Origin of the sequence: Ahrensia marina, assembly GCF_042140245.1 — a bacterium.
In the GTDB taxonomy this organism is placed as follows: domain Bacteria; phylum Pseudomonadota; class Alphaproteobacteria; order Rhizobiales; family MH13; genus MH13.
Genome location: NZ_CP159483.1, coordinates 1,247,430 through 1,272,934, shown reverse-complemented (window position 1 = coordinate 1,272,934; position 25,505 = coordinate 1,247,430). Strand labels below are relative to the sequence as shown.

The 25,505-nt window shown below is 58.1% G+C and carries 26 protein-coding genes; 13 read left to right on the top strand and 13 right to left on the bottom strand.

The features are described 5' to 3' along the window. Positions 1-8 precede the first annotated feature (8 nt). Genes ABWH92_RS06280 through ABWH92_RS06270 form a run of 3 tightly spaced genes read left to right on the top strand, consistent with a single transcriptional unit; the run spans position 9 to position 2,070 of the window. Positions 9-995, top strand: a complete 987-nt coding sequence (locus ABWH92_RS06280) for an isopenicillin N synthase family dioxygenase (protein ID WP_375573149.1) — start codon at positions 9-11, stop codon at positions 993-995. Positions 996-1,003: 8 nt separating this feature from the next. Continuing rightward, positions 1,004-1,381: a VOC family protein gene (locus tag ABWH92_RS06275; protein ID WP_375573147.1), complete on the top strand. Its 378-nt coding sequence runs from the start codon at positions 1,004-1,006 to the stop codon at positions 1,379-1,381. Beyond that, positions 1,378-2,070, top strand: a complete 693-nt coding sequence (locus ABWH92_RS06270) for a cysteine hydrolase family protein (RefSeq protein ID WP_375573145.1) — start codon at positions 1,378-1,380, stop codon at positions 2,068-2,070. The genes ABWH92_RS06275 and ABWH92_RS06270 overlap by 4 nt, the downstream gene beginning before the upstream one ends. A gap of 407 nt (positions 2,071-2,477) precedes the next feature. Here ABWH92_RS06270 and ABWH92_RS06265 read toward each other — a convergent pair whose 3' ends face one another. Next, positions 2,478-3,449: a GlxA family transcriptional regulator gene (locus ABWH92_RS06265; RefSeq protein ID WP_375573143.1), complete on the bottom strand. Its 972-nt coding sequence runs from the start codon at positions 3,447-3,449 to the stop codon at positions 2,478-2,480. 72 nt (positions 3,450-3,521) lie between these two features. On the opposite strand from ABWH92_RS06265, the gene ABWH92_RS06260 reads away from it, so the two are divergent. Both ABWH92_RS06260 and ABWH92_RS06255 read left to right on the top strand, forming a co-directional pair. After that, positions 3,522-4,712, top strand: a complete 1,191-nt coding sequence (locus tag ABWH92_RS06260; protein ID WP_375573141.1) for an MFS transporter — start codon at positions 3,522-3,524, stop codon at positions 4,710-4,712. A 13-nt stretch (positions 4,713-4,725) separates the two neighbouring features. Further along, positions 4,726-5,235, top strand: coding sequence for a DUF2938 domain-containing protein (locus tag ABWH92_RS06255; RefSeq protein ID WP_375573139.1), 510 nt, complete (start codon positions 4,726-4,728; stop codon positions 5,233-5,235). Between the two features lie 363 nt (positions 5,236-5,598). Here ABWH92_RS06255 and ABWH92_RS06250 read toward each other — a convergent pair whose 3' ends face one another. After that, a complete protein-coding gene (locus ABWH92_RS06250; protein WP_375573138.1) occupies positions 5,599-6,240 on the bottom strand; it encodes a glutathione S-transferase family protein in 642 nt (213 codons plus the stop codon). A 30-nt stretch (positions 6,241-6,270) separates the two neighbouring features. Further along, the gene (locus ABWH92_RS06245) at positions 6,271-7,245 is read right to left on the bottom strand and encodes an MDR family NADPH-dependent oxidoreductase (protein WP_375573137.1); all 975 of its coding nucleotides are present in this window, start codon (positions 7,243-7,245) and stop codon (positions 6,271-6,273) included. A gap of 112 nt (positions 7,246-7,357) precedes the next feature. Between ABWH92_RS06245 and ABWH92_RS06240 the strand changes: the two genes are divergently transcribed. Then, positions 7,358-7,981, top strand: coding sequence for a TetR/AcrR family transcriptional regulator (locus tag ABWH92_RS06240; protein WP_375573135.1), 624 nt, complete (start codon positions 7,358-7,360; stop codon positions 7,979-7,981). Between the two features lie 109 nt (positions 7,982-8,090). Here ABWH92_RS06240 and ABWH92_RS06235 read toward each other — a convergent pair whose 3' ends face one another. The 3 genes from ABWH92_RS06235 to ABWH92_RS06225 form a co-directional block, all read right to left on the bottom strand. Then, positions 8,091-11,189: an efflux RND transporter permease subunit gene (locus ABWH92_RS06235; protein ID WP_375573134.1), complete on the bottom strand. Its 3,099-nt coding sequence runs from the start codon at positions 11,187-11,189 to the stop codon at positions 8,091-8,093. A 4-nt stretch (positions 11,190-11,193) separates the two neighbouring features. Continuing rightward, positions 11,194-12,423, bottom strand: coding sequence for an efflux RND transporter periplasmic adaptor subunit (locus ABWH92_RS06230; protein ID WP_375573133.1), 1,230 nt, complete (start codon positions 12,421-12,423; stop codon positions 11,194-11,196). Between the two features lie 270 nt (positions 12,424-12,693). Then, the gene (locus ABWH92_RS06225) at positions 12,694-13,380 is read right to left on the bottom strand and encodes a TetR/AcrR family transcriptional regulator (protein ID WP_375573131.1); all 687 of its coding nucleotides are present in this window, start codon (positions 13,378-13,380) and stop codon (positions 12,694-12,696) included. Between the two features lie 424 nt (positions 13,381-13,804). On the opposite strand from ABWH92_RS06225, the gene ABWH92_RS06220 reads away from it, so the two are divergent. Continuing rightward, on the top strand, positions 13,805-14,101 hold the full coding sequence (locus ABWH92_RS06220) for a hypothetical protein (protein WP_375573129.1): 297 nt from the start codon (positions 13,805-13,807) through the stop codon (positions 14,099-14,101). Positions 14,102-14,121: 20 nt separating this feature from the next. After that, positions 14,122-14,382 carry a hypothetical protein gene (locus ABWH92_RS06215; protein WP_375573127.1) on the top strand — a complete coding sequence of 87 codons (261 nt, stop codon included), beginning with the start codon at positions 14,122-14,124 and terminating at the stop codon, positions 14,380-14,382. 251 nt (positions 14,383-14,633) lie between these two features. Here ABWH92_RS06215 and ABWH92_RS06210 read toward each other — a convergent pair whose 3' ends face one another. The 3 genes from ABWH92_RS06210 to rocF are packed head-to-tail and all read right to left on the bottom strand — an operon-like array spanning position 14,634 to position 17,230. After that, on the bottom strand, positions 14,634-15,131 hold the full coding sequence (locus ABWH92_RS06210; protein ID WP_375573125.1) for a hypothetical protein: 498 nt from the start codon (positions 15,129-15,131) through the stop codon (positions 14,634-14,636). 60 nt (positions 15,132-15,191) lie between these two features. After that, positions 15,192-16,277 (bottom strand): ornithine cyclodeaminase, encoded by a 1,086-nt coding sequence (locus tag ABWH92_RS06205; protein ID WP_375573123.1) that lies wholly within the window; start codon positions 16,275-16,277, stop codon positions 15,192-15,194. 32 nt (positions 16,278-16,309) lie between these two features. Further along, positions 16,310-17,230, bottom strand: a complete 921-nt coding sequence (gene rocF / locus ABWH92_RS06200; RefSeq protein ID WP_375573121.1) for an arginase — start codon at positions 17,228-17,230, stop codon at positions 16,310-16,312. A 119-nt stretch (positions 17,231-17,349) separates the two neighbouring features. On the opposite strand from rocF, the gene ABWH92_RS06195 reads away from it, so the two are divergent. The 5 genes from ABWH92_RS06195 to ABWH92_RS06175 all read left to right on the top strand — a co-directional run bounded on the left by ABWH92_RS06195 (position 17,350) and on the right by ABWH92_RS06175 (position 22,171). Then, positions 17,350-17,784, top strand: a complete 435-nt coding sequence (locus tag ABWH92_RS06195) for an Lrp/AsnC family transcriptional regulator (RefSeq protein WP_375573119.1) — start codon at positions 17,350-17,352, stop codon at positions 17,782-17,784. A 112-nt stretch (positions 17,785-17,896) separates the two neighbouring features. Further along, a complete protein-coding gene (locus tag ABWH92_RS06190; protein WP_375573117.1) occupies positions 17,897-19,354 on the top strand; it encodes a hypothetical protein in 1,458 nt (485 codons plus the stop codon). Positions 19,355-19,357: 3 nt separating this feature from the next. Beyond that, positions 19,358-20,308, top strand: coding sequence for an ornithine cyclodeaminase family protein (locus ABWH92_RS06185; RefSeq protein WP_375573115.1), 951 nt, complete (start codon positions 19,358-19,360; stop codon positions 20,306-20,308). Between the two features lie 2 nt (positions 20,309-20,310). Next, positions 20,311-21,432, top strand: coding sequence for an aminotransferase class I/II-fold pyridoxal phosphate-dependent enzyme (locus tag ABWH92_RS06180; protein WP_375573113.1), 1,122 nt, complete (start codon positions 20,311-20,313; stop codon positions 21,430-21,432). After that, on the top strand, positions 21,419-22,171 hold the full coding sequence (locus tag ABWH92_RS06175) for an amino acid ABC transporter ATP-binding protein (RefSeq protein WP_375573111.1): 753 nt from the start codon (positions 21,419-21,421) through the stop codon (positions 22,169-22,171). The genes ABWH92_RS06180 and ABWH92_RS06175 overlap by 14 nt, the downstream gene beginning before the upstream one ends. Here the strand turns inward: ABWH92_RS06175 and ABWH92_RS06170 are convergent. From ABWH92_RS06170 to ABWH92_RS06155, 4 genes are read right to left on the bottom strand one after another with little or no spacing between them, the layout of a single operon-like run. Continuing rightward, on the bottom strand, positions 22,168-22,872 hold the full coding sequence (locus tag ABWH92_RS06170; protein WP_375573109.1) for an ABC transporter permease: 705 nt from the start codon (positions 22,870-22,872) through the stop codon (positions 22,168-22,170). The two genes, ABWH92_RS06175 and ABWH92_RS06170, sit on opposite strands and share 4 nt — an antisense overlap. A 9-nt stretch (positions 22,873-22,881) precedes the next feature. Continuing rightward, positions 22,882-23,595: an ABC transporter permease gene (locus tag ABWH92_RS06165; protein ID WP_375573107.1), complete on the bottom strand. Its 714-nt coding sequence runs from the start codon at positions 23,593-23,595 to the stop codon at positions 22,882-22,884. A 60-nt stretch (positions 23,596-23,655) separates the two neighbouring features. Then, positions 23,656-24,429 (bottom strand): transporter substrate-binding domain-containing protein, encoded by a 774-nt coding sequence (locus tag ABWH92_RS06160; RefSeq protein WP_375573105.1) that lies wholly within the window; start codon positions 24,427-24,429, stop codon positions 23,656-23,658. Between the two features lie 27 nt (positions 24,430-24,456). Next, the gene (locus ABWH92_RS06155; protein ID WP_375573104.1) at positions 24,457-25,446 is read right to left on the bottom strand and encodes a succinylglutamate desuccinylase/aspartoacylase family protein; all 990 of its coding nucleotides are present in this window, start codon (positions 25,444-25,446) and stop codon (positions 24,457-24,459) included. Positions 25,447-25,505: the final 59 nt, after the last annotated feature.

Here is a 25,505-nt window from a genome sequence, read left to right as displayed (position 1 = left end):
GTTGAGCGATGATAACGTACGAACCCCCCAGCCCAGCCAAGGAAGTGCCGCTGATTGATCTTGGTCCGGCGTTTTCCGGCGACCCCGAAGGCAAAAAGGCTGTTGTCTGGGAGATTCACAAGGCCTGTGTCGACCCCGGTTTCTTTTACATCAAGAACCATGGTGTGTCGCAGGAGGTGATGGACAATCAGCTGAAATTGGCAGCCCAGTTCTTCGATCTGCCACTGGAAGAAAAATTGGAGCTGGACAGCGTCAAAGAAGCCTCTACACGGGGCTATGAAAAGATGGCGGCCCAGACACTTGATGAAGGCTCACCGCCTGACCTGAAAGAAGGGTTTATGTCGAGCGTCGATGCCGATGAGAACCATCGCTATACAAAGCTCAATGTCCCAGGCACCGGACGCAACCAGTGGCCAGCATCCTTTCCCGAATTCCAGCCCAAATATGAGGCCTACGCCGACGAGGTGCTCGAACTTGGTCGGCGGCTAGCCGGCCTGGTCGCCCTGTCGCTGGAGCTGCCTGAAGACTACTTCGCAAAGGGCTTAGAAGAGCCTCTGCACTATTGCCGTATTCTGAAGTATCCGCCCATGCCCAAGGATGCTGCCCCGAACCAGCTGGGCGCGGGTGCGCACACGGATTGGGGGCTGCTCACGCTTCTCTTGCAGGACGATATTGGGGGGCTAGAGGTTCGCTCGGCGGATGGACAGTGGATCGCGGCTCCTCCCATTCCAGGGACCTACGTCATCAATCTGGGCGAGATGTTTCCGGTCATCACCAATGATCTCTACAAAGCGACGATGCATCGGGTGCTCAACAATCACTCTGACAAGACGCGCTATTCCTGCCCAACGTTCTGCGACCCGGAATATTTCTACAAGGTGGAATGTGCGCCGAGCTGCATGCCGGCCGACGGCAAGCCCAAATACCCACCGATGACGGCCGGTGAGCATTTGCGCGCGCAGTTCGAGAAGACCTTTGGGGTTGCAGCACAATGAACCCGATCATGCAGGTGAGCCTGTTCTCTGAGGACTTCATAGCCCTGTCCGAGTTTTATCGTGACGTGTTCGATCTGAGCGAAAATGAGAGCCTGCGCTCCGACGTTTTCCGTGGCTACATGTCGGACGATGTGATGATCGGCTTCTCCGCATTGGCTGCCTACGAGATGTTGGGGCTTGAACCTCGCAAGAACGGCGAGGGAGACCAAACTGCCTTCACGTTCAAGTTCGATAGCAAGGCTGAGCTTGATACCGCGGTTGCAACGGCTGTTACGCGGGGCGCGAGCCTGGTGAAAGAGCAGTTCATGACCTACTATGATTGGTACATGGCGGTGCTCCGTGACCCGGATGGAAACGCTTTGCGCCTAGCCTGCCCGACACCGTGACCGGCTTGCGCGCTTATGTGGACGGCGTCGCGCGGGATATCCCCGCCGACCCGTTTGCGGGCTGGGTGCAGAGAGCCGATACGGCGGTTTTGTCGATCGATATGCATCTGGGGCATCTTTCCGAGGACCCGATGTGCCCTTGTCCGTCGCCGCGCGGGCGCGAAATCATCGCGCCTGTGAATGCCTTCCACAGGGAGGCCCGCGCGATGGGCGTTCCCATCATCCATGTGCGATCTGTTCTACGAGCGACGGGCGAGGATGATCTCAAAGGGCTTGCGCCAGCCGCTTGGCGTTCCTTGGTGCAGCTCTATGCCGACCCCATACCCGGGATCGATCAGCACGCCATTGAGGGAAGCGCGTGGACAGAGTTTGCAACCGAGATCTTGGAACAGGACTTGATCGTCCAGACCAAGCGTAGGCTCTCACCCTTTTATCCAACGGACCTCGACTTTTTGCTGCGCTCCATGGGCGTGAAGCACCTGGTCATCAACGGCGGCATGACCGATTGCTGCGTGCTGCTCGGTGCTTTTGAGGCATCAAACCTCGGCTACCGTGTGGCTGTGGCAGCTGATCTTGTGCGTGGTACTAGCGCTGAGCTGGAGCATGCCGCGCTTCGCATGCTCTCGCTCCATTGCGCGCTTGTGATGAATAGCGACGCCATCCTTGAGGCATGGGGGCTGACGGGCTAGCAGCGTCGGCCAAAGCGCAACCCTCAGACACACGCTAAGCCGGCTATCAGGATTGCGTCCGAAATTGGGCTACCAATATAGCCTAGTGAATCTACACTCGTTGCTCATCTGGTATTGCAGAGTATTGCTCCTGTCTTCGGTTTGACGGAGTGCAGCCTGCTTATGGGCTGAGATATGCGCAGCACATCATGTATGGCAGACGAAAACGGACAATCTCTCCTCATTTTGGACGGCAACTTTGTCCGGTTTGCCGCCAAGATCAGTCGAGTCCCTAACGGCGGCCCCGCGCTGATTTTGAGCCTTGCGTTCGGGTTTGAACCCTTCGAGGGGTAGTCGCAAAATGCCGCGATGAACCTGTTGGATGCTGCCAAACCGCGCCTAACATCGCCTTTCAATCAGAGCGCCCGCTATCCGAACGTCCGAGCAAAATCGGCTGGATCGACACCCATTTGCCGGCGGAACGCGCGGCGCATCCTCTGATAGTCCCCGAACCCCGCTTCTACGGCGACGCGCTTGAGCAACAGACCGTCGGCGAGCAGTCCGCGCGCGTGGTCCACGCGGACCCGTTCAACGAAGCGTGCGGGTGTGGTGTCCATGGAAGCGGCAAACCTGCGCGAAAGGGTGCGTGGGTTCATCTTCGCCGCATCGGCCAGATGCTCTACGGACCAATCACTGCAAGGATTGGATATGACCGCTTCGATCAGTTTGGCCAGCGCATCCTCGGGCTGGAACTGTCCTGCAAGGTGCATGGCATATTGGCTCTGCCCGCCTGTCCGACGAAGCTGGACGACGAGTTCTCGCGCTACAGCCAGCGCTGAGGCGTTGCCGCAATCGGCGCGGATGATCGACAGGGCGAGGTCGATGCCCGTCGTAACCCCTGCCGACGTGTAGATGCCCGCTCCGGCAATGCAGATGCGATCGAGATCCCATTGGACGCTCGGATGGCGCCGCGTCTCGGGCTCGCGCGACCAATGGGTTGTCGCCGTCTGTCCATCCAAGACCCCGGCAGCTGCAAGGAGAAGCGCACCGGAACAAATCGAGATCAGGCGTGAATCCCTCGGCTTTGCGGCCCAAGCACGGACTGTCGCCAGCACGGCAGCGTCTTGTGTGAGTGCATCGACGCCGTCGCCGCCGGGAACAAGCAAGTCGTTCGACTGCGAGTTGGGGCATAGCGCATCATCGGGCTGTAGTTTCAGGCCACAGTTTGCCTGAACCGGGCGACCATCCGGTGACACATAACGGTGGCGGTAGACCCGCGCATCGCGGAAGCGGGCGCAATCGAACGCTTGCACCGGTCCCGCGACGTCGAGCAGGTTGACCCGATCGAAGATCAGGACATCGATCGTCCGTTCGCTCGGCTCTTTGTCTAATATTGACATCTCTTTGACATATCAGACAATACGCGTAGCTGCTACGACACCACCATGTCAACGCGTTAGACGAGAATGCACATGGATGACGAGCCGATCACACGGGGGGCGGTTGCTTATATCGGCCTGCTGGCGGCCAACACGATCTTGTCGTCGGCAATGCCCATGCTTATCATCCTCGGCGGCCTTGCCGGTTTGATGCTGTCACCCAGTCCGGCGCTCGCGACATTCCCCGCTTCGGTACAGGTCTTTGCAGGTTTGCTGGCCACCGGCCCCTTTTCGATGGTCATGGGACGCTTCGGGCGCCGGGCCGGTTTCTGTGCAGGTGGCCTACTGGCGGCGGCGGGCGGGCTCGCCTGCGCCTGGGCTCTGGTGGAGGGCAGTTTTGCCATGCTCTGCGCAGGCCATGCGGCTCTCGGCGCGGCGCTTGCCTGTTACCAGTATTTCCGATTCGCCGCCGCCGAGGTTGTTCCTCCGGCCTGGAGCCCGGTTGCGATCTCGCTGATGCTGACGTCGGGACTGGTCGCAGCTTTCTTCGGACCGCAGCTATTCATCTGGACCAAGGACGCCCTCGCGCCGATCCCATTCGCGGGCGCCTACCTGGCGATCAGCGCCATCAGTCTGGCCGGTCTGGTTCCTCTCACCTTCGTTCGTCTGTTGCGGCCAACCTCTGCGGGAAGACAGAGCACCGGCTTGCCGGCGCTCTCTGTGCTTCTACAGCCGGGGATCGCGACCGCCATGGCGATGGGCGCGGTCTCTCAAGGCGTCATGGTCTTCATGATGGCGCCCACGCCGCTTGCCATGATCGAATGCGGGTTTTCCGAAAGCATAGCTGGCGACGTAATCCGCTGGCATGTGGTTGCGATGTTCGCCCCGAGCTTCCTGACCGGATTCGTGATCAAGCGGATCGGAGCGAAGGCTGTCGTGGCTGCTGGGCTGCTTCTGCTCGCCGTTGCAGCGCTCGTGGCTGCCGCGGGCCTTAGCGGAGCGCACTTCTACGTCTCGTTGATCGCCCTGGGCGTTGGATGGAACTTCGGCTTCATCGGGGCAACGGCCATGCTGGCTGAACGGGTTGCCCCGGCTGACCGGGCGCTGGTCCAGGGGGCCAATGATACGATCATCGCGCTCTGCGCCACGATTTCCACGCTTGCCGCGGGAGCCATCGTGACTGGACCAGGTTGGACCTTTCTTGCCGCGGCCTCGCTCCCGGTGGTTGCCGCCACAGCCTTGGTCCTGCTCTTCGTCCGATCGACCGCGCGAGCGGCGGGATAAGCCAAGGAGATACATGCCTATGGACTGGGAAGCGGAGTTTGTGTTTCGCGCCATACTGATTGGCGTAGGCGCGACAGCCACTATGGATATCTGGGCGGTGGTGATGAAGCGTGCCTTCGGTGTGCCCTCATTGAACTATGGGTTCGTCGGCCGCTGGTTGGGCCATATGAGGCATGGCCAGTTCGCCCATGAAAGCATTGCCGAAGCTCCGCCCATAGCCGGTGAACAGATCATCGGGTGGAGCGCGCACTACGTCATAGGTGTCATATTCGCAGGCTTATTTCTTTTCGTCCTGGGCGTGGATTGGGCGCGCGATCCCACTTTGTTGCCAGCGGTCCTGTTCGGGATCGTGACAGTGTCTGCACCTTTTTTCGTGATGCAACCCGGTATGGGCCTAGGGTTCGCCGCAGCGAAAGCCCCAAAGTCGAACATTGCCCGTCTGCGCAGCTTGATCGCACATACATCTTTCGGTTTTGGATTGTTTCTTGCCACTTGGTCGGCAGCGCAGGTTTTCCAAATCTGAGTAGTAGATGCCTGCTTGCTGTACCCATCTGGGAACGCGCTACTGGGTAAAGGAAACATTGAGGCCCAGCCGAAAGGCGTCTGCTTGTCCCGCATTGCCGTTATTTCCTCATGTCCGCATTGCCGCCACAAGTAGACCAAAACAGCACCTCTTCGACCGCCTGCTTTGCGATTGCTCCCAACACCTGATTGAAACAAGGCGGTAGAAAACGTTCCTTTGCTACCGGCCATAGCAGGCTCAGATTTCACGCGAGAACGCTAGTAACTCGTCTCTTAATCCGGTTGTTGTTCTTTAAACCTCGCTGTCGGAGCGCCGATCATTGCTGGCCTGCGCTCCGACTGTGGAGATCTACTTGATGGGGCTTTAGCCAAGCGCTGCTACAGCCTCTTGCGGCAAATCCGACAAAGCCTTTTGCAGCGCGGGACGCTTCAGCAATGCGCTGAGATAGGTTTGCACACGATCAGAGTAGGTCGTGCCGGTGCACACCGCGGCAAAGATCAAGGCATAGCCGAGCGAGATGTCCGCCGCTGAAAAACCGCGATCCAGGATGTATGTCCGCCCTTCCAGACGCTCTTCAAGCATGCCAAGGGCTTTTTCGACTTGGTAGCGGCAATACTGATCATGGGCTTCGGTGACTTTGTACGGGTCAACGGAGGCAGCATGACCAAATGACGTTGCGATATAGCCGGACATGCCGCTTTCACCCATGTGCAGCCACTGTAAGTAAGCGGCAAATTCTGGGTCGTCTGCTGCAACGGTCAACTGGCCAGAGCCATAACGATCAAGAACATATTGCATGATGGCAATCAACTCGATGATGAGCTCTTTGCCGTCATACAGCGCGGGCATCTTTGCCATCGGATTGATGGCGCGAAATTCATCTGAGGCAAAATACTCACCATCATACTCAAAAGTCTTCAGGTCGTGAGGAGTGTTGAGTTCTTCCAGAACCCAGCGGGCACGAACGGATCTTGTGCCTGGTGTGTGAAACAGTGTCAGTGTCATTGTCGATTGTCTTGAATGGGGGTTGGCGGCTTAGACGCCGTTGGGGGCAAGAAGCACTTTGCCGGAGCGGCTACCTTTGAGCGTGTGCACAAGGGCTTCGTTGACGCCTTCAAGCGGGAAGACACGATCAATGGGAGCGTGCAACGCACCGCTGAGGATCAGACCTGTTAGCTCCTGATAGACGCGCTGCTGCTCTTCACGGGCTGCACTCATCAACCAGTTGACCAACCAGAAACCGCGCATCGTGATGTTTTTGAAGATCAGCAGATTGTCTGGCACCACGACTGGTTGATAGGACATGCCACCATAGCTCACGACGGTTCCACCGGGACGCAGCGTAGAGGCAAGGCGACCAAAGGCTTCGCCAGCAACAGCATCCAATGCGAGCACTGGTTCTTGGTCCAGCTGCGCAGCAACTTGCTCTGCAAGGTCGGGGCCATCGACAAATGCCGCATCACAACCAGCCTTTTTGACGTCAGCGAGTGCGGACTCGCGGCGCACAACCGATGCCACGCGGATACCGCGCGACTTTGCCAACTGGGTCACATAGCGCCCAACGGCTGAGTTGGCCGCTGACTGAATGAGCCAATCGCCTTCTTTGAGATCCACATATTGGGTCAGCAGAAGGTAGGCGGTGGCCGGATTAACGGTCAGCATGGACAGCTGATCAACGTCTGCATGAGGCACAGCCACAAGGGTTTCTGAGGGGAAAACACGCTCGGTCGACCATGCACCTGGAGGGTCGGTCAGAAGAACAAGCGTCCCGAGGGCATGGCCCTCGCCATTAACTTCCACAACCTCGCCAATCCCTTCCATGCCGGCAGGCGCGGGCAAAGGCGGCTGAAGGCCATAGACACCCTCAATCTGGGCGACGTCGGACGGGTTGATCGGGGAGCGCAGGATTTTCACGCGTGTATGGCCTGGCTGCAAATCTTCGGACGGTTCTTCGGTCAGTTCGATCACGTCGGCCGGGCTGCCATGCGTGCGGTAGATTGCTTGTTTCATTGTTCATTCCTTTGCGGTGAGACGTGCTGTTGATGAGCATTAATGAATTTGGTTCACTAGCGACATAAGCGGGCGCCTTGACGATGTCAACACTAATGAATAAAATTCAGTAATGAAAAAAGCAGAACCAAGACCAGCGCAGAAGCGTACACGCGATCCTGACAGCAAACGCGCAGCCCTGCAGACTGCGGCGATCAGGCTGTTTACAGATATCGGGTATGAGAATGTCTCGATTGCAGCGATCGCTAAGGAAGCGGGCATCGCCGTTGGGACGGTTTATCGTTTCTACGAGAACAAGCTGGCGCTACTCCAAAGCATGCTCGAAGCGCTTGAGTACGAGTATGTGGAACAGATGAAAGCCGACTGGGCAACGCCTGGTGGTGTCGACGTGCGCCTCGATCGCGTTTGTGAGGGTTTGTTTGACCTAACGGCCCAGCGCAACACCCTTTTGAACTTGATGTCGATGACAACGGATGTTGTGTTTGACGATGGCGCTCTTCCCGGCGATCACATTCAGGCGCAAATCGTTTCCATGTATCAAGATGGCGTGCGCTCGGGTGCTTTTCGTGCCGGGGATGTGGACCTCTATGGCGCCATGGCTCATGGCTTGGTGGAGGGTGCCGTGATGCGATGGCTTCGCACCGGTAAACCTTCCCAACGCGAAGCAGCTCTTCAGCTTTCAAGCGTCATGAAATACGGGTTTCTGTCTCGACAGATCAATGAGACCGGCCCTTAAAAACGCTTGCCTGCATCACGTAATACAGGGGTGATGACGGGCCTCGTCACAAACCCGCAACCAAGCGCTGGGGACCGTAATGGTCTACAGCGCTTGGCGTTCGTGGCCGTTAGCTGGCCAGTACAGCAGACGCCTCGTCCGGTGCTTGCAGACTGACGGTGTCCTCCGTCTCCTTGGCTTTGATCTGGAAAAAGATCGCATAGAGCGTCGGCACAACGATCAGTGTCAGGAGCGTTGCAAAGCTCAGGCCGCAAATGATCACGACCGCCAAAGACTGGAAGAATGGGTCCCAAAGAAGGGGCACCACACCAAGAACCGTTGTGATGACACCCAGGGATACCGGCCGGACCCGGCTGACAGCCGCATCTTTGACGGCTTGTAACCGTGGCTTTCCATCACTGATCTGAAGATCGGTCTCATCGATCAACACAATCGCGTTCTTGATTAACATACCCGTCAGCGACAGGATGCCCAAGATGGCCATGAACTCCAGAGGCGTTTGGCTGGCTGCAAGCCCCCAAAGAACGCCGATCAAGGCCAAAGGCACGGTGAGCCAGATGATCAGAGGCTGACTGATCTTGTTGAACAGCAAGACAACCACCAGAACCATGGCGCCAAAACCTAGTGGGAATGTGGACGCCAAACCGGCATTGGCCTCTTCACTGTCGCCAAATTCTCCTTTCCACACCAATGAATAGCCAGGTGGCAGTTCAATGGCTTCGATTGGGCCACGAATTTGGTTGAAGAGTTCACCAACTAACACACCCTGTGCCGGGTCAGACTGAGCCTTGATTGCCAACTGGCGGTCGACACGACGCAGATTGCCTGGCTCAAACACAAGCTGGAAGTCGTCCACCACTTCGGTGATGGGAACATAACCACCCGTGAGCTGGCTGAACACCTGAACACTGCGCACGCTCGACAGATCAGAACGCTCAGATTCAAACCTGCGCATGATGATGCTGTTGAGCTCTTCAGCCTCACGATACACGCCAATCTGAGTTCCACTGAAATGCGCGCGGATGGCCTGGTTGATATCCGCCTGAGAGAGGCCAAGTCGACGTGCGTCTTCAGTATCGATCACGGGGCGAATGACCTGAATTTGTTCACGCCAGTCGCTGTTGACCGACACAGCGCCATTGTCTGCCATGATCCGCTGTGCCTGTTCGGCCAGTGAACGCAGGGTGTTGGCATCAGGACCCAGGAACTGGGCCTGGATGGCAGAGCCGCCGCCTGGACCAATGGTGTACTTCCACACCTTCGCATTGGCTGATGGGTACTGTTCGGCCAGCCATGATTGCAGCTCATCGCGAAGACCGTTGATCAAACCAGCATCCGTCACGTCAATGAGAATTTGGCCATAGGCAGGGTTGGGGCTCTCACCCTCATAGGTCAGCTGAAAGCGCGTATGGCCTCCACCAAGAACGGTGCTGGTGCTGGTGACACCTTCACGTGTTCTGACATGCTCGGCGATCTCTAGGACATCACGCTGTGTGCGCTGAATGTCGGTTCCTTCAGGCAGATTGTAGTCAATGACAAACTGAGCCCGCGTTGAATCAGGGAAGAAACCGGGAGGCACATAGGCAGCTGCGGCCAAGGCTGACATGAACAGCCCAACGACCAAGGCAACCGTGAGATAGCGAAAGCGAATGGCTTGATCGAGCAGAACGTGGTAGCCGCGCAGCAAGATGTTCTCTTTCTTCGGCTTCTGATCACCTGAGTTGGACTTCAACATAAGGGTGCACAGGTAAGGCGTTAGCCAGATGGCCACGACCCATGAGAACAACAGGGCAATCATGATGGTGTAGAACATGCTGCCGGCATATTCGCCTGTGTTGTCCGGGGACAAACCAATCGGCGAGAAGGCGAGAAAGCCAACAATGGTGCCGCCAAGCAAAGGCCATTTGGTTTGATTGACCACCGCAATGGAGGCCGCCGCGGCGCTTTGGCCTTTTTTCATGCGAACCAGCGTGCCCTCCACGACAACAATCGCATTATCGACCAGCATACCCAGTGCGATGATCAAGGCACCCAGCGACACACGCTGCATGTCGAGCCCATAGATCAGCATTCCCACAAGCGTACCGGCAACCGTGACCAGAAGGATGGTACCCATCAAAATGCCTGAGCGCAGACCCATGAAGACAACCAGAGTGCCGACAACAATGCCGAGCGCCACAACAACATTCATGACAAAGTCATTGACCGAGCGTTCGACGCTGACTGACTGATCTGAAATCGGCAGGATTTCGATCCCAAGTGGCCGCTCGCTTTCCAGCTCCGCCATGCGCGCGCGCACAGCGTTGCCCATTTCAACGACATTGCCGCCGAGAACATTGGAGATGCCGATACCGATGGCTGGAACACCATCTTTGAAGAGCAGCTCTTCTGCTGGCTCCTCCAAACCACGCGAGACTTCAGCAATGTCCGATAATCTGAAGGAACGACCCGTCTGCGGGTTTGAAAGCACAAGGTTTTCGATCGCGGCTAAGGAGTCGACGGCATTGTCCGGTCGGATCGACAATCGGGAAGGACCGGCGACCACCGAACCAACCGGGCCAATCAGGTTTTGCCCCTCAAGAACACCAGCGATTTGCTGCGGTGTGATGCCCAGCTCAGTCAGGCGTGCGCCGGAGTATTCAACATAGATGACCTCATTTGGCACACCGTTGAGAACAACGCGGGAAACGCCGTCGATAACCACCAGATCACGCTGCAAAATTTTGGCGTACTCATGTATTTCCGGGCGTGAGAAACCCTCTCCGGTAATGGCGAAGTACAAGGCATACACGTCACCAAAATCATCGAAGATCTGTGGGGCCAGAACGTTTGGCGGGAGGAGAGGTTCAATGTCGCGAATTTTTGCGCGCATCTGCGCAAAGCGCTGATAGAGCTCCGGATAGTCCGGCGTCGACGCAATCGTGAACTCAACCGTAATGACGCTCAGTTCAGGGGATGTCACCGACCGGATTTCTTCAACACCTTGCAGCTGCTGAAGGGCGTTTTCGACCTTCTCAGTGACTTCCAAGGCCACATCATCGGCACTGGCGCCAGGATAGACGGTGACGATACGGGCCTCGCGAATAATGAACTCAGGGTCTTCAAAACGTGGCAAAGCATTGTAGGCAAACACGCCACCAAGAAGGATCAACAGGGTCATCAAGCCGGAGATGACCCGCTTTTCGATTGCAAAACGAGCAAGATCCATCGTCTTAGCCTCCCACTCGCGTGATCGGCCGGATGGACATACCGTCCATCAAGCGGGAAACGCCTGCCCGAACCACCGTGTCACCCGGCGTCAGACCGTCTGTGATCGCAACCATGTCGCCATCGATAGCGCCAAGGGTCACAGCCACCTGCGATACGGCGTTCGTGGTTTCGTTGACGGACCAGACGAAAGGTGATCCATCAGAAGTGGAGGCTATGGCGGTTAAAGGCACCAGCAGGCTGTTGGTCTCAATGGCAGTGCTCGCCGATATACGACCAACCATGCCCGGGAAGATGGGAGCCTCTTCTGGTACGTTGACCGAAACTTGCCCGCGATAGGTCTGTGTTGTGCTGTCTGCGTCCACCGCAAACTCCACCAGTTCGCCGGCGAACTGTGAATCTGGAGCAGCGTCAAACGACACTGAGATATCGATATCCTGCGCAACAGCAAAGGTCGTGACATCAGAACTGGGCACATCAAAAGCGAGGCGAACCGTGGAGAGTTCCTGCAGCGAGACAACAACCTGCCCAGCCTGGACATTGGTGAAATTATCCAGAGCGCGTTGGGCCACATAGCCATCAAACGGTGCACGCAGGGTGGTATCGCCCAGATTATCACGCGCATTTTGTAGTTGGGCTTGCAGTCCCCGCAACGCCGCCTCAGCGGCCTCAACATCCTCAGCTCTACCACCGGTCAGGCCGATGGTTAGCTGCTCTTCGTTGGTGCGCAACTGTGCTTGTGCCACGCGCAAGGCAGCCTGATCCTGATCCAAGCGCGCCTGCGAGACGACGCCACGCCCCGCCAAAGAGGCAGAGCGGGAAACCTGATCTTGAGCCTGCTCAACTTGCGCCAGCGCCGCATCCACCGCAGCTTCAAGGGCTGCAATCTCTTCGGTGCGCGCGCCGGAGCGCAGCGCCGTTAACTGCGCTGTTGCCTGGTCAACCTGGCTTTCCAGCAAGGCAATCTGAGCTTCAAAGTCGCGCGGGTCCAGTTGCGCGATGATGTCGCCTTCGGACACAAAATCAGAAGCACGAACGGGCAACGCAATCATGCGGCCTGATACGCGAAACGACAGTTCCGCCTCCTGCTCAGGCCGCACAATACCGGGATAGGTTCTCTGGTAGGTGTCGGGGCTGGAGGCCACCTCAAACACCATCGCAGGGCGTGGAGCGCTCGGCACAGTGGACGTGTCATCCTGCGCCAGAACAGTTGCCGGGATCAGCGACGCCAGCAAAGGGAGTCCCAGGAGCAAAGTTCGCCGGGATGGGGCAAATATCGATTTGGTTCTGGCGGCAGTATCGTCCGTGGCGTTCGTCAACGGACTGCTTTGCCAGATGACCGGCGTATCTTGGTGTTGCAATTCTATAAGAGCCATCGCTTAAGGCCTCTTGGTTGGGGGGAGGACGAGAAGACAAAAGGGTAGTGTTTCCGGCCCAGCGACCAGATCGCAATGTTCAGGGATTTAGGGTTAGGAAGTTAGATCAGCGGGTGGTGATATCTGAACTCATGCGGCAGGAGCCCCCTCTTTTGAGGATGCGTCCGGCGCATCATGGATGAGATGAGGATGGCCAAGTGGCTCAACTGAAACAGCCCAAGCAGCGTAGAGCATTTTCTCAGCTTCGCTCATGGCAAAGCGCCCTTCATCTTCTGACAACTCAACCGCAGTGGCGACCGCGGTTCCACCAAAATTGAGTATCAAAAAGAGCACCAACTTTGCGGCGTCATGGTTGTCCAAGGGAAAAAGGTGATCTGACTTTGCAAAAATGATCTCGAGATTGCGCATTGTGTCATTGCTTTCGATCTCTTGCAGTTCCTTGTCGGTTGCGGAACCCATCCAGACGTCGCGCACCACAGGATCATTCCGGTGGGCCACGTAGTATTTCTGAAGCAAAGCAGTTGTGCGCGCAGAAAGATCGTCAAGGCTTGAAGGACGGTCTTCAACAGCGGCGCGCACATGCTCGGCGAACTGATCAAGATAGTCCTGCGCCAAGCCCGCGATGATCGCGTGCTTGTTGGGGAAATACTGATAGATGGACCCAATAGAAATTTTGGCGGCCTTGGCAATGTCACCCATCTTCAGCCCAGCACAGCCCTTCTTCAAAATGACCTTTCGGGCGCCATTGAGAATAAGTTCAACGCGTTTTTGGCTGCGCTCCTGTTGTGGAGCTCTGATGGGTTCTTTGCGTGACATGGCAGGCAACTTTCCGCGAGGTTCATAATCTGAAATTTATTCAGTTATAGATGTGGTCGCTGAGGCTGTCAACGGCAAATCTAAATGTTTTTCATTTTTGTAACTGACGCAGTTAAGGTGTTCTCATGCTGGTCGAAGCGTCACTTCTATCGCCAGGCCACGGCCGATTTGCCTCCCTTTTCCGGCCCTGAACACTCTTAAGCCCTGGCTGCAGCCCTATATTAAATGAATATTTTTCATGTTCTACACCTTGGAAGTCAAGAAAATTCCACATTGATAACAATGGTCTATCCTGCATATTGGTCATTTTCAGAAAAATATTCAGTTTTAGTGTTGACGGTTCAAATCGCATCGATTAAATCTGAAAACAATTCAGGTTGAGATAAACGCTTCAACGCCTAAAAAACACTTACAGGTCATTCTTATGAAGATCGATCAATACCCATTTCTCGCCGTTGCACTGTTGGTTGGATCAACCGGCTATGCGTCGGCAGAAACGTCCCAGACGACAACGCATGTTATCGCGTTCGGCCAGGCTACAGGACAGATCAAGCTGGCAAACCGAGTAATTTTGCAAACCGCGCCTGGGTCAATGGCTGAAATCGCAACCATCTCTGATGGGGCCAAGGTTCAGCTGTCCTACGGGATCAACGGCCAGATCAAAGGCGCGGTGATCCAAACCAACCCCAACGTCTCCCCCCGAGACATTCACAAAAGCTAGTCACTGAAAGGACTAAACCAATGAAAAAGTTCGCTCTTGCCCTGATCGCTTCCAGCTTCGCCGTCGGTGCTGCTGCCCCAGCCCTGGCAGACAGCAACAATGACCGTTATGTCGACACCGCTATCGTGGACGTCGCACCAGGTCAGCTGGAATTAGCAAACGGCATGAAGCTCGATCAGGACATCGAGTACTTCGCAATGCCTCAGGCTGCTGCTGGCGACAAAGTGCGTATCATCTTCACCGACACAAACGAACTCAAGCAGGTTCGCGTTATTCGCTAGCCGTTTCTTACTGCCGGCGGGGTGCAACCTCCTTGCACCCCGCCGGCTCCATTCCCGTAGGGCAAAGGGCAAGAGCAAATGGGACGTCAGTTTTTTAGGTTTGTCGGTCTTATTGCGCTAATTGCAAGCGTCGCAATAACCTTTACCATGAACGATCAAGGCGCTGCCAACTCCAGTGACCTGCTACAAACCTACCTTGGTATGATTGAGACAACGCATGATGCACGATCAAGAGAGTAGTGGATCTCCTGCTAACACACTCGAACTTTTTGAAAAGTGTAAACCTGCGCCACGCGTTTGCTGCCACGGGCAACGGCATCGTCGATGGTCTCGCGGAGCACAAACTGGGCGCCCAGCTCCTTCATCGCGCGTTTGACGGCCTTGTGCAACACGTTGGCCGCGCTTTCGCCGCTGTCCAAAACTTTGCCTGTCAGCATCAACGCCCAGGTGGATGCGTTAACCAACGACGAGGCAGATTGGCCAAGATGTTCGCTCCAACGTGACGGTGCGATCTTGTCTTCGATCAGCGTATCGACGGTCTGTGCATCGGGCACACGCAGCAAGGCCTCGGCCAGGCACATCAGGGCGATACCTTCCGACGTCGACAGCCCATATTCGGCCAGAAAGATCTCCATCAAGCCCGGGTTCTTTTGCCGACGGATGGCTGAGACAAGTTCCGTTGCGCGGGTGCCAGCCGCTTCTCTGATCTGCGGCGCTATCGGGCACGCTGCAATGAGGTCGGCGCGCACGGCCGGCTAGTCCATGCGCGGACCCTGTCACGCAACCCTTGTATGTCCGGGCTACCCATTTCAGGCGCTGGCAACAGCTTGAGGCATATCCATCCGCAGACGCTCCCTTTGAATCATCCCGTAAAGATCGCGAGGATCATCGGGATCGGCAATGATGTCGAGCAGCACATAGCGCGGGCTGGTTTGCAGGGCATCGCGCAACCAACAAAGCGCGGAGAAATCCTCAATGGCGAAGCCGACACCGTCAAACAGTGTGATCGCGGACGCATCTGCCCGGCTTTCCGCCTGACCGGCAATCACCTCCCACAGTTCGGTGACGGGATGATCCGCATCCAGCTGCTGGATATCGCCCTCAACGCGAGTTTGCGGCGTGTACTCAACGAAAATGTCTGAGCGCAGAAGGATGTTGCGGTGCAGCTCGGTCTTGCCCGGGCAATCGCCTCCGATGGCGTTGATGTGAACACCGGAGCCGACCATGTTGTCGGTCAGAATGGTCGCGTACTGCTTGTCCGCGGTACAGGTGGTGATGACGTCCGCACCGGTGATCGCCTTCTCCGCGCTCTGGCAGGCGACAACGGTAAGGCCGCTCCGGGCAAGGTTAGCGGCGCATTTGCGTGTGGCAGCCGGGTCGATGTCATAGAGGCGGACCTCTTTAATCCCACACACCTGTTTGAGCCCCAGCGCTTGGAATTCCGCTTGCGCCCCGTTGCCGATCATCGCGAGCGTTTTGGGGTTCCTCGGCCCAAGATATCTTGTCGCCAAAGCTGAGGTCGCAGCCGTGCGCAGCGCGGTGAGCACCGTCATCTCCGTCAGCAACACCGGATAGCCGGTGTCCACCGACGCCAAAAGCCCAAAGGCGGTGACCGTTTGCAGCCCATCCTTGGTGTTCTTTGGATGGCCATTCACATATTTGAAGCCGTAGTCGACCCCGTCCGATGTCGGCATCAGTTCGATGACGCCCTCTTTCGAGTGAGCCGCCACACGCGGCGTTTTGTCGAAGCTCGGCCAGCGGCGAAAATCGTTCTCTAGATAGCCGACAATCTGCGCAATCGCCTCCTCAACACCGATGTCGAGGACAAGGCGCATCATGTTTTCCACGCTCACGAAGGGAACATGGGCTTTGTCGGAAACAGTCGTGACGGTCATCAGGTTCCTCGCAAATGTGTAGGGCGGAAAGATCAGGTAGGCCGGTCGAAAACGCGTCGGCCGAGCAGTGACGCCGCAAGATCCACCATCAAGGTGGCGGTCTTGCCGCGTTCATCCAGAAACGGGTTGAGTTCAGCCAGATCGAGCGAGGTGGCGAGGCCGCTGTCGCAGACAAGCTCCATCACCAGATGTGCCTCGCGGAACGTCGCGCCACCGGGCACGGTTGTGCCGACAGCCGGGGCAATCGATGGATCCAGAAAATCAGCGTCTAACGACACGTGCAGCATGCCGCCAGCGGCTGCGACACTGTCCAAAAAAGCGGTCAGCGGCCCGGTGATGCCCTGCTCATCAATAGCGCGCATGTCGATGGCCATCACATCGCTGCCCGCAAGAAACTGGTGCTCGGGTTCATCGACGGACCGCAGGCCTATCATGCACACATGATCCTGCGGGATGGGGTTTTCCAGCGGCGGGAACGCATCAAACCCATCCATGCCCAGATGGTAGGCCACAGCCGTTCCGTGCAGATTGCCGGACTGGGTCGTCGTCGGCGTGTGGATGTCACTGTGCGCATCCAGCCACAGGACGAACAGCGGGCGACCTTCGGCTTTCGCATAGGCGGCAACGCCCGCGATGGTGCCAAGCGACATGGCATGGTCACCACCGAGGAAAATCGGGAACCCGTCGCGCGCGGCCTTTTCACCGGCGGCAATCAAGCCTTCCGTCCACGCGACATTTTCGTCCAAGGCGTGGAGGGCGGGGTTGCGCGGATCCTGGTTCTCATTGGCGGGCCGAGGAACGACATTGCCAGAGTCATGAACGCTGTGGCCAAGGCTGCGCAGAGCCTCTTCAAGGCCGGCGGTGCGGTACGCATCGGGTCCCATCTTGCACCCCTGCCGTCGCTTGCCACTATCGACCGGCGCGCCAACAAGAACGCACGTCACTGCCCGCATGATCTGCTCCTGCACATCGCTTCACGCGCACAGGCTAGGAACGCTTTGGCATAGACGTAAGCGACCAAACTGCCTAATTTGCTAAGCAACTGACCATTTTGAGAAGCCTGGTACCCACTATGGACAATCAAGACATCGCCATCGTCTCAGAGTTGCGACGCAACGCGCGGGCCTCGATATCTGATCTTGCGGTGCTCGTTGGCCTGTCACGTGCAACCGTCCGCAACCGCCTGGAACGGCTGCAAAAAGAGGGCACAATCGTCGGTTTTACAGCGATCCTCGCAGACGATGTGCGCGAGCATCCGGTGCGCGGTCTGATGATGCTTGGCATTGAAGGGCGCGGCACGGATCGGATCACCCGCACGATCACCGGGCTGGCCGATGTGAAGGCGGTGCACTCCACCAATGGTAAGTGGGATCTGATTGTCGAAATTGGCACCCAAACTCTGGAAGACCTCGACAGCGTCATCACCAAAGTGCGTAAGCTTGATGGCGTTATGACCAGCGAGACCAACCTCCTGCTCACCACGCATATGACCACACGAGCGCGGTGACAGGCGCCGCCTAAGGCGCATCAAAACCCTACCGAAGTTCGCTTCGGCTTTTCACTATGATTGCTGATCAACGCCCGTGCTTTGTTCGCCTCAATGAAGGAGAGCCAAGCTTATGTATCTGCACGACTGGTACCAGTCCCTGTTCGAGCAAATCTCAGACATTGAGGCCGAGGCGGCGGCCTTTGCCGAGGCCGAAGGGTTGACCGCCTATGCGGGTGGCATAGGCACCTATCAGGGCTCTTCGGGCTGCCCGGGTCGTCTGCCGAGCTATGTGCTCGACCCCATTGTCGAGGCCAACAAGGTGGATGTTCTGCCGGCGGTTGAGATTGCCGACAAGATGCGCGCTTTGGTCAAAGATGTGTACGGCGACAGCTACGATGTTTGTGTGACCAACACCGCCGAAGCCTCGCTTCGGGTGGCCTTTGAAACCTTGGTGGCTCCGCCAACCCTACGCCGTGGTGAACAGTACCGGTCTCGATCGCTGCAAATCTATGGCGAGGATGCCGAGTGGGGCGGCGGCTATGGCCGCGCCTTCCCGCCAAAGTACCGTCATTTCGCGATGGATCGCACGGTGTCCGGCGGCGAGTTGGGGATCGATGGCAAGAGCTTGGCCAATCTGGATACGCTCTTCGTGCGTGCACCAGGCGTGCGCTATGAGCTGCACGGCGTGCGACAAAACACCGTGGCCTTGATGACTGAGTTGGACGTCGACAGCACAATGGGTGCGCTCACCAAGGCAGCAGAACGCCACGCCTCGATGCTCGCAGCGGTGCATGCCGTTGGCTATGACACGCCGGGCTGGGGCTTCGGGGAAAAGGATGCCGATGGCACGCCGGTGCTGATGGCCAAGATGGCGGACATCGCTCGCGATTTCGACGTGCCTTACATTCTCGATTGCGCAACCTGCCTGCCCTTCGTGGGGCTCGATCCGCGCGCAATCGATGCTGACATCATGATTTACTCGATGGACAAGGCCGGTCGCGCGCCCATTGGCGGACTGATGATTGGCAAGTCGGAGCCGATGAACGCGATCCGCAAGGCGATGGGGTGGATTGGTCCGCGCTCCGGCGGCGTGTCGTCCTACTCCAAGGGCGTGTTTTCCATGCACGACCCCGGTCGCGACAGCTTGGTCGGTCTGTATGCCTTCTTGAAGATGATGGTCGATAACTCTGCCAAGGTCACCGATCCCGTGGATGGAATGCACACCATCTTGATGGAAGAGCTGGAGGCCTTCCCCTCCAAGCGCTTGGCCGACGGGTTCCTGGTGACCAAGAGCTACCATATGGGCGGGCTTGAGTTAAACTATGCCGGCACTTGGAAGGATGGCGAACGCGGGCTGCCGCTCTTCAACCTGGAAGACATGTATTGCGGCGCGAACACGATTGACGCCGCTTTGATGGCCATGGGTCAGGCCGGCGCGACGATCTATGGCGGCAATGTGCTCATTGGGCCGGGCCTTGGCTTGATCGATGAGCACGGCGATCTTCGGCCAGATGCCACACGAGCCTGCTTCAAAGGGCTCGTCAAAGCCTTTGAGATTACCGCGCGGCGCGCAGGGTTGCTGGACTGATCGATGACCAGAATTGTCCCGCTTGTGACCATCCTACCCCTCATTGCCGAGATTGATGTGGTCGGCGAGGTCGAGTGCGGCTTTGTCGCGTTCTCGCAAGGCAAAGTCACTGTGCCGCCAGTGGGTGAACTGCTCTTTCCGCGCAACAAGGGTGAAATGCATATCAAGTATGGCGCGATCGAAGGTGACGATGTCTTCGTCATCAAGATTGCGACCGGCTTCTTCGACAACCCCTCCCTCGGGCTACCGCCCTTTGGCGGCTGCATGCTGGTCCTGTCTCAGAAGACCGGCATGGTGGAAGCGGTGCTGTTGGAGGAGGGCGAACTCACCAACCATCGCACTGCCGCAGCGGGCGCTGTTGCCGCCAAGGCGCTCGCGCCATCCTCGGTGGAGCGGATTGGCATCATCGGCACAGGCGTCCAGGCAAGGCTTCAGGCCGATTATCTCACGCGCGTCCTTCCCTGTCGGCGGCTTGATCTGTGGGGGCGTTCACGCGCCAATGCCGATCAGGCCGCCGGTGACATTGCGCGGCTGGGATATGATGTCGAGGTGGTCGATGACATCACAACGCTGACAAACCGCTGCCAAGTGATTGTAACCACCACCCCTGCCCACGCCCCCCTTTTGAGGGCTGACATGATCGCCCCGGGCACGCATATCACCGCCATGGGGTCCGATACGGAAGAAAAACAGGAGCTCACGCCGGACCTGGTCGCTCGCGCCGATGTGTGCGTCGTGGATAGCCTCGATCAGTCGCGCGAGCGCGGTGAGGTTTATCATGCACGCAAGGCAGGCGTGATCACCGACAGCGCCATCGTCGAACTGGGGGCTGTGCTGTCGGGGAATGCGACTGGACGCACATCCGATGATCAGATCACGATCGCGGACCTCACCGGCGTTGCGGCGCAGGACATTGCGATCGCCAAAGCGGTCTTAGCTAAAGTGGTAAGCTAACGATGCAGGTCCCCACATTTCTCCTGGAGCGCAACCAGACGCTTTTTGAAAACACGGTCGATATCAACCTGACCGAGAGCGGTGTGCACGCGGCCACCGTCGGCGATCTGGTGCCGGAGACCGAGCGCGACGCGTTGGCCGGAATCGCGCTTGGTTACGGCTACACTGAGGGCACGCCGGCGCTGAGACAAGCCATCGCCGACTGGCATCCAGGCGCGGGTGCGGACAATGTGTTTGTCGGCACGGGAACCAGCGAAGCTAATCTGATCGCCATGATGACGCTTGCGAGCAAGGGCGAACATATCGTTGTCGTGACGCCTAACTTCATGCAGATCGATGGCATGGCGCGGGCACTGAGCGTCGAGGTCACGCAGGTCGCCTTAAAAGCAGAGGATGACTGGCAGCCCGATGCGGCGACCGTGACCAAGGCCATTCGACCTGGCAAAACGGCGTTCGTGACCTTGTGTGACCCCAACAACCCCACCGGTGTCGCCATGCGAGCTGATCGCCGCCGCGCCCTTTCAGAGGCAACTGAGCGGGCGGGCGTTTGGCTGCTTGTCGACGAGATCTATCGCGGATCGGAGATTGACGGTGGGCCCGATGCCACAAGCTGGGGTCTTGGCGACAAGGTCATGGTCACGGGCGGCCTTTCCAAGAGCTTCGGCTGCCCTGGCCTGCGGATCGGTTGGTGCCTGGCTCCACCGCAGATCGTCGCAGAGATGCATCGCCGACAGGACTACACCACCATCGGCACCGGCCCCTTGGCACAGGACCTTGCGCACAGGGCCTTGCAGGAACCTTTGCGCAGTCAGCTGCTGCATCGCGGGCAGGCCATCCTGGCGCAGGGTCGAAAGCGTGTTGCTGATTGGGTTGCAAACAATGAAGGATGGAACTGGGTGAAACCCGATGCCAGCGGACAAGCCTTCATTGCCTATCCGATGCCTGTGCGCTCTAGTGAGCTTGTGGAGGCGTTGCGCAAGGAAACCGGCGTTTTCGTTTGTGCCGGTGACTGGTTCGGCATTGACGGGCATGTTCGCCTGGGTTTCGGCGTTGACGCTTCGGAGCTTGAAGAGGGCTTGCGCCGGTTTGACCGCTTTTTGATGGATCATTATGGCGCAGCCTAACGCGCTCGCCCTCAACGGCGTGTCGGTGACGATTGGCGATCATCTGATCGTCGACCATGTATCTCTTTCCGTCGGTGCCGGTGAGCGTGTCGCCCTGATTGGGCCATCCGGGTCGGGCAAAACGAGCCTTATCCGCATCGCCGCTGGCTTGCAGCCGGCGACGACAGGCTCGATCGAAGCCTTCGGCAAGACCCTGACCCGGCGCAGCGACTGGCGCACCCATCAGCGCCGGTCGGCGATGCTCTTTCAGGCCTTCAACCTTTATGAGATGCATACGGTTCTGACCAACGTCACGTGGGCAGAGGCGCGGCTGCGCAAGGTCAAGCCGTCCGCGTTGCGCGATGAGGCGATGGCACTGCTGGACTCCGTCGGCTGTGCCTCCTTGGCTGAACGCTATCCCTATCAGCTGTCGGGCGGTCAGAAGCAACGTGTGGCGTTGGCCCGCGCCTTGATCGGTCGTCCTCGCCTGTTGCTGCTCGACGAACCCACGGCCTCTCTTGATCCTGAGGCGGTCGGCGGCGTTCTCGACCTCCTGCTCCAGATCGCCAAGGCCGGCATTGACAGGCAACCCGTCACGGTTCTTTGCGCCACCCATGAAATCGGCTTCGCGCGCTCTTTCGCTGACCGGGTTTTGTTTGTTCAAGCTGGGCGTATTGCTGCTGATGGCCCTGCCGCTGCCCTGCTGGACAAACCCAGTCTACCGGCGCTCCAGCGCTTTTTGGCCGCTATCGCGCACTAGAGCTGTGATGCGTTCGCCTTCATCCGCAATTGTGGTGTCAGCCGACGCTCCAACGAGCGGATGCCCCGGCTTAAGAGCCAGATGGCGACGAAATAGATCACGCCTGCCGCGATGAGCGGCGTAAACGGATCAAATGTGCGGAAATAGATGTTGTTGGCTGCACGCGTCAGCTCAACAATGGTCACCAGGCTTGCAATCGACGTGCCCTTGATGACGAAGATGATCTCATTGCCATAGTTGCGCAGCCCCAGGCGGACTGCATTGGGCACGATAACCAAACGGGCGATGTCAAAACGGCTGAGGCCCGCCACCGTGGCAGCCTCCACTTCACCGCGTGGCACCGCGCGCACGGCGCCCGCGATCACCTCAGACAGATAGCCCGCCGAGTTCAAGGACAGGGCAAAGATCGCGCAGAAATAGGCATCGCGGAAAAACGTCCAGAGCCAAGTCTCGCGAACAAGGGGAATATCTGCCAGACCGAAATAGACAAGGAACAGCAAAACCAGCAGCGGTGCGCCGCGAAAAAACAGAACGAACGTGAGCGCAAAGGTCCGCAAGGGCCAAAGGCGCGAAAGCCGACACGTGGCAACCGGCACGGCAATGGCCAAACCGCAAACCAACGTGAAGCTGGTCAGGATCGCTGTTTCGCGCGCGCCATCCAACAGATTGGGCAAGTAACCCAGGAACGTGTGAAAATCCATAAACACGGATCAGACCCTCTGCCCACCGATGTGACGGAAGAGCCCCGCCTGACCCCGTTCCTGGGCAATCAGCGAAACGCCGGAAAGGATGAGATAGACCGCAAGCGCGGCCAGGAAGAACGCCAGATATTCACGCGTGTTTTCGCCAGCGCGGCTCGCCTGACGAATAAGGTCGGAGACCCCAATCGCCGAGACAAGCGGGGTGTTCTTAATCATCACCATCCAAAGATTGGAAAGGCCCGGAAAGGCATAGCGCAGGGCTAGCGGCAGTTTGATCTTGAAGAAGGCAAGGCGCGGCGACATGCCGAGCGCCTTGGCCGCTTCCAGATAGCCGGGCGGCACTGCGACAAAGGCGCCTTTGAAGACCTCAGCGGCGTAGGCTCCGTGCACCATAGACAGGGCAATCACGCCAGCCGCAAACGGCCCAACGCGCAGTGTGGCTTCCACGCCGACAAGGCCGAACAGTCCCGACAGGGCAAGCGTTGCGCCGTAAAACACCAGGAACAGGATGAGCAGCTCCGGCACCGAGCGAAAGAGAACGCCAAAGCCCGATGCCAGCGACGGCAGCACGCGGCCATCACGCCCCTCCACAAGGCTTAGCCCCAAGCCCAGCACGGTACCGACGGCGTAGGAGGTCAACGCCATCGCCAGGGTGATGAGGAAGCCTGTGGCCAGCTCATCACCCCATCCGGTGGCACCAAACGCAAAAAGGCTGAAATCCATACCGTGCTCGTTGCGATGGGTAGGTGTGTCCACGCACTGTGCGCGTGGCCAAAAGCGCTGTTATTCGACCCACAGATTGTCGGCGCGGATCGAGGCACCTTCGGGCAGCCAACGCGCCGCGATCTCGTCAAACGTGCCATCGGCGTAGAGCGCACGCAACGCGCCATTGATAGCCTCGCGCAGCTCGTCATCGTCCTGGCGGAACATGGCGCCAGCGCCTTTACCACCGAACTCAGCAACGCTCACAGCCTCACCGAGCTGGCCATAGGTCCCGGCGTCCGTTGATGTGGCCCAGTTGAGCCCAGCGATCTGCTCAACGAACATGGCATCGATCCGGCCGGCCTGCAGATCGGCGCCCATTTGGTCGATGTTTTCGTACTGCCGCAAGGTCACATCGGGATAGTTCTCTTCGGCATAATCCTGCTGGTTCGAGCCACCATAGACACCCATGGTGCGGCCATCGAGATCGGCGGGCGGCATGAGACCGGACGCCGTTTCACCGAAAAAGGCGGTCGGCGTCGAGTAATAAGGAATGGAGAAGTCGGCGACTTCGGCGCGCTCATCAGTGATGCTCATCGACGAAAAGATCACGTCGAACTGGCCGGCAAGCAGTGCGGCGATCGCTCCGTCAAAATCCTGCTGAACCCAGGTGCAGTTCCAGCCCAAATGCTCGCAGACAGCGTTGCCCAGATCGATCTCGAGCCCGGTGTAGCTGCCGTCGGCTTCGGTCTGGCTGAAGGGCGGAAAGCTCGCCTCAGTTGCCATTGTGACATCAAGTGCCTGAGCGGCGGACGGCATGAACAGGAGGCCGGAGGCCAAGATAATACCACGCATGTCATATCTCCATTGGTTGTGCTGGGATCAAAGGGGTTCACAAATCATTGCGACAGGCTGGTCTGGATCGAACGCGCAGCTCGCCTGCCAAGCGGCCAGAACACCCGCAATCGGTGCGTGGAGTGGCGTTGGTGTTTCCATCGGATCGCGATGGTGGATGGTGGCGATCGTCGCGCCACGCTCCACCGCCTCGCCGAGATCAACACGAGGCTCAAGCAGGCCCGCATGTGGCGGCCAGACATAGTGTTCGGGCTTATCGAGGCGCAGCAAGCGCGTAGGCGGCGTGGTGGCCGTTTCAAGCGCGTCCTCGCCGGCCAGGCAGCCAATGTGCTGTAAAAGACGGGTCACAGCCCGATAGGCTATGGTCATGGTTTGAGGTGTTACGCGGCCGGCGCCGCCCAATTCGCTGGAGATCGCTTTGACGTTTTTGCGACGCGCCGCCGCTTCCAACGTGCCGGTATGAGGCATCTGATCGCCATTGACTTCATCGAAGACGATAGCGAACGGCGCGCCAAACGCTTGGAGTGCCGGACGCATCGAAAGGTCTTCGGACGAGCCAATGGTTGCCTGCACATTGGCCGATGGTAGGAAGTCAAACGCGTTGCCGCCTGAGTGTAGATCAATCACCCAATCGACGCGGCCCAGGAGGTTCTCATCAATCCATTGCGCAACCGGCGCGTAGCCGGGGGCGCCGGGCGCGTAAGCTCTGTTAAGATCAATGTCAGTCTCGGGGGTACACCGCCTAGCTGCACTGCAAGCCCGCCGATTATGCCGCGGCATGCAAATCACCGTGCCGGTCAAATGTTGGGTGGACAAGGCCCTTGCAAATGCACCAACTGCCAGCTGCCCCTCAAACTCATCGCCGTGGGTTCCACCCACCAGGAGCACGATTGGCCCGTTGCTTGTGGCGCGGGTAACGAACGTCAGTTCCGACCCGACATGAACCATGCTACTTGACCCGCTGGGGTCAAAAAGGGCATCGGCACCGTCGTCGAAACTGAGGGCAAGGGTCTCCATGGCTCAATCATAGGTGCATTGATGCGAGGCTTGCCTTCCAAACTATTTATTCTCACTTC

Bases quoted from the DNA above. Each gene is read 5' to 3' on its own strand.
- ABWH92_RS06170 (WP_375573109.1), bottom strand. From the start codon at position 22,872: ATGGATTTTCACACGTTCCTGGGTTACTTGCCCAATCTGTTGGATGGC.
- ABWH92_RS06220 (WP_375573129.1), top strand. From the start codon at position 13,805: ATGAAGATCGATCAATACCCATTTCTCGCCGTTGCACTGTTGGTTGGA.
- ABWH92_RS06280 (WP_375573149.1), top strand. From the start codon at position 9: ATGATAACGTACGAACCCCCCAGCCCAGCCAAGGAAGTGCCGCTGATT.
- ABWH92_RS06195 (WP_375573119.1), top strand. From the start codon at position 17,350: ATGGACAATCAAGACATCGCCATCGTCTCAGAGTTGCGACGCAACGCG.
- ABWH92_RS06160 (WP_375573105.1), bottom strand. From the start codon at position 24,429: ATGCGTGGTATTATCTTGGCCTCCGGCCTCCTGTTCATGCCGTCCGCC.
- ABWH92_RS06155 (WP_375573104.1), bottom strand. From the start codon at position 25,446: ATGGAGACCCTTGCCCTCAGTTTCGACGACGGTGCCGATGCCCTTTTT.
- rocF (WP_375573121.1), bottom strand. From the start codon at position 17,230: ATGCGGGCAGTGACGTGCGTTCTTGTTGGCGCGCCGGTCGATAGTGGC.
- ABWH92_RS06165 (WP_375573107.1), bottom strand. From the start codon at position 23,595: ATGGATTTCAGCCTTTTTGCGTTTGGTGCCACCGGATGGGGTGATGAG.
- ABWH92_RS06265 (WP_375573143.1), bottom strand. From the start codon at position 3,449: ATGTCAATATTAGACAAAGAGCCGAGCGAACGGACGATCGATGTCCTG.
- ABWH92_RS06240 (WP_375573135.1), top strand. From the start codon at position 7,358: ATGAAAAAAGCAGAACCAAGACCAGCGCAGAAGCGTACACGCGATCCT.
- ABWH92_RS06250 (WP_375573138.1), bottom strand. From the start codon at position 6,240: ATGACACTGACACTGTTTCACACACCAGGCACAAGATCCGTTCGTGCC.
- ABWH92_RS06205 (WP_375573123.1), bottom strand. From the start codon at position 16,277: ATGACCGTCACGACTGTTTCCGACAAAGCCCATGTTCCCTTCGTGAGC.
- ABWH92_RS06260 (WP_375573141.1), top strand. From the start codon at position 3,522: ATGGATGACGAGCCGATCACACGGGGGGCGGTTGCTTATATCGGCCTG.
- ABWH92_RS06215 (WP_375573127.1), top strand. From the start codon at position 14,122: ATGAAAAAGTTCGCTCTTGCCCTGATCGCTTCCAGCTTCGCCGTCGGT.
- ABWH92_RS06255 (WP_375573139.1), top strand. From the start codon at position 4,726: ATGCCTATGGACTGGGAAGCGGAGTTTGTGTTTCGCGCCATACTGATT.
- ABWH92_RS06175 (WP_375573111.1), top strand. From the start codon at position 21,419: ATGGCGCAGCCTAACGCGCTCGCCCTCAACGGCGTGTCGGTGACGATT.
- ABWH92_RS06235 (WP_375573134.1), bottom strand. From the start codon at position 11,189: ATGGATCTTGCTCGTTTTGCAATCGAAAAGCGGGTCATCTCCGGCTTG.
- ABWH92_RS06245 (WP_375573137.1), bottom strand. From the start codon at position 7,245: ATGAAACAAGCAATCTACCGCACGCATGGCAGCCCGGCCGACGTGATC.
- ABWH92_RS06225 (WP_375573131.1), bottom strand. From the start codon at position 13,380: ATGTCACGCAAAGAACCCATCAGAGCTCCACAACAGGAGCGCAGCCAA.
- ABWH92_RS06275 (WP_375573147.1), top strand. From the start codon at position 1,004: ATGCAGGTGAGCCTGTTCTCTGAGGACTTCATAGCCCTGTCCGAGTTT.
- ABWH92_RS06180 (WP_375573113.1), top strand. From the start codon at position 20,311: ATGCAGGTCCCCACATTTCTCCTGGAGCGCAACCAGACGCTTTTTGAA.
- ABWH92_RS06185 (WP_375573115.1), top strand. From the start codon at position 19,358: ATGACCAGAATTGTCCCGCTTGTGACCATCCTACCCCTCATTGCCGAG.
- ABWH92_RS06190 (WP_375573117.1), top strand. From the start codon at position 17,897: ATGTATCTGCACGACTGGTACCAGTCCCTGTTCGAGCAAATCTCAGAC.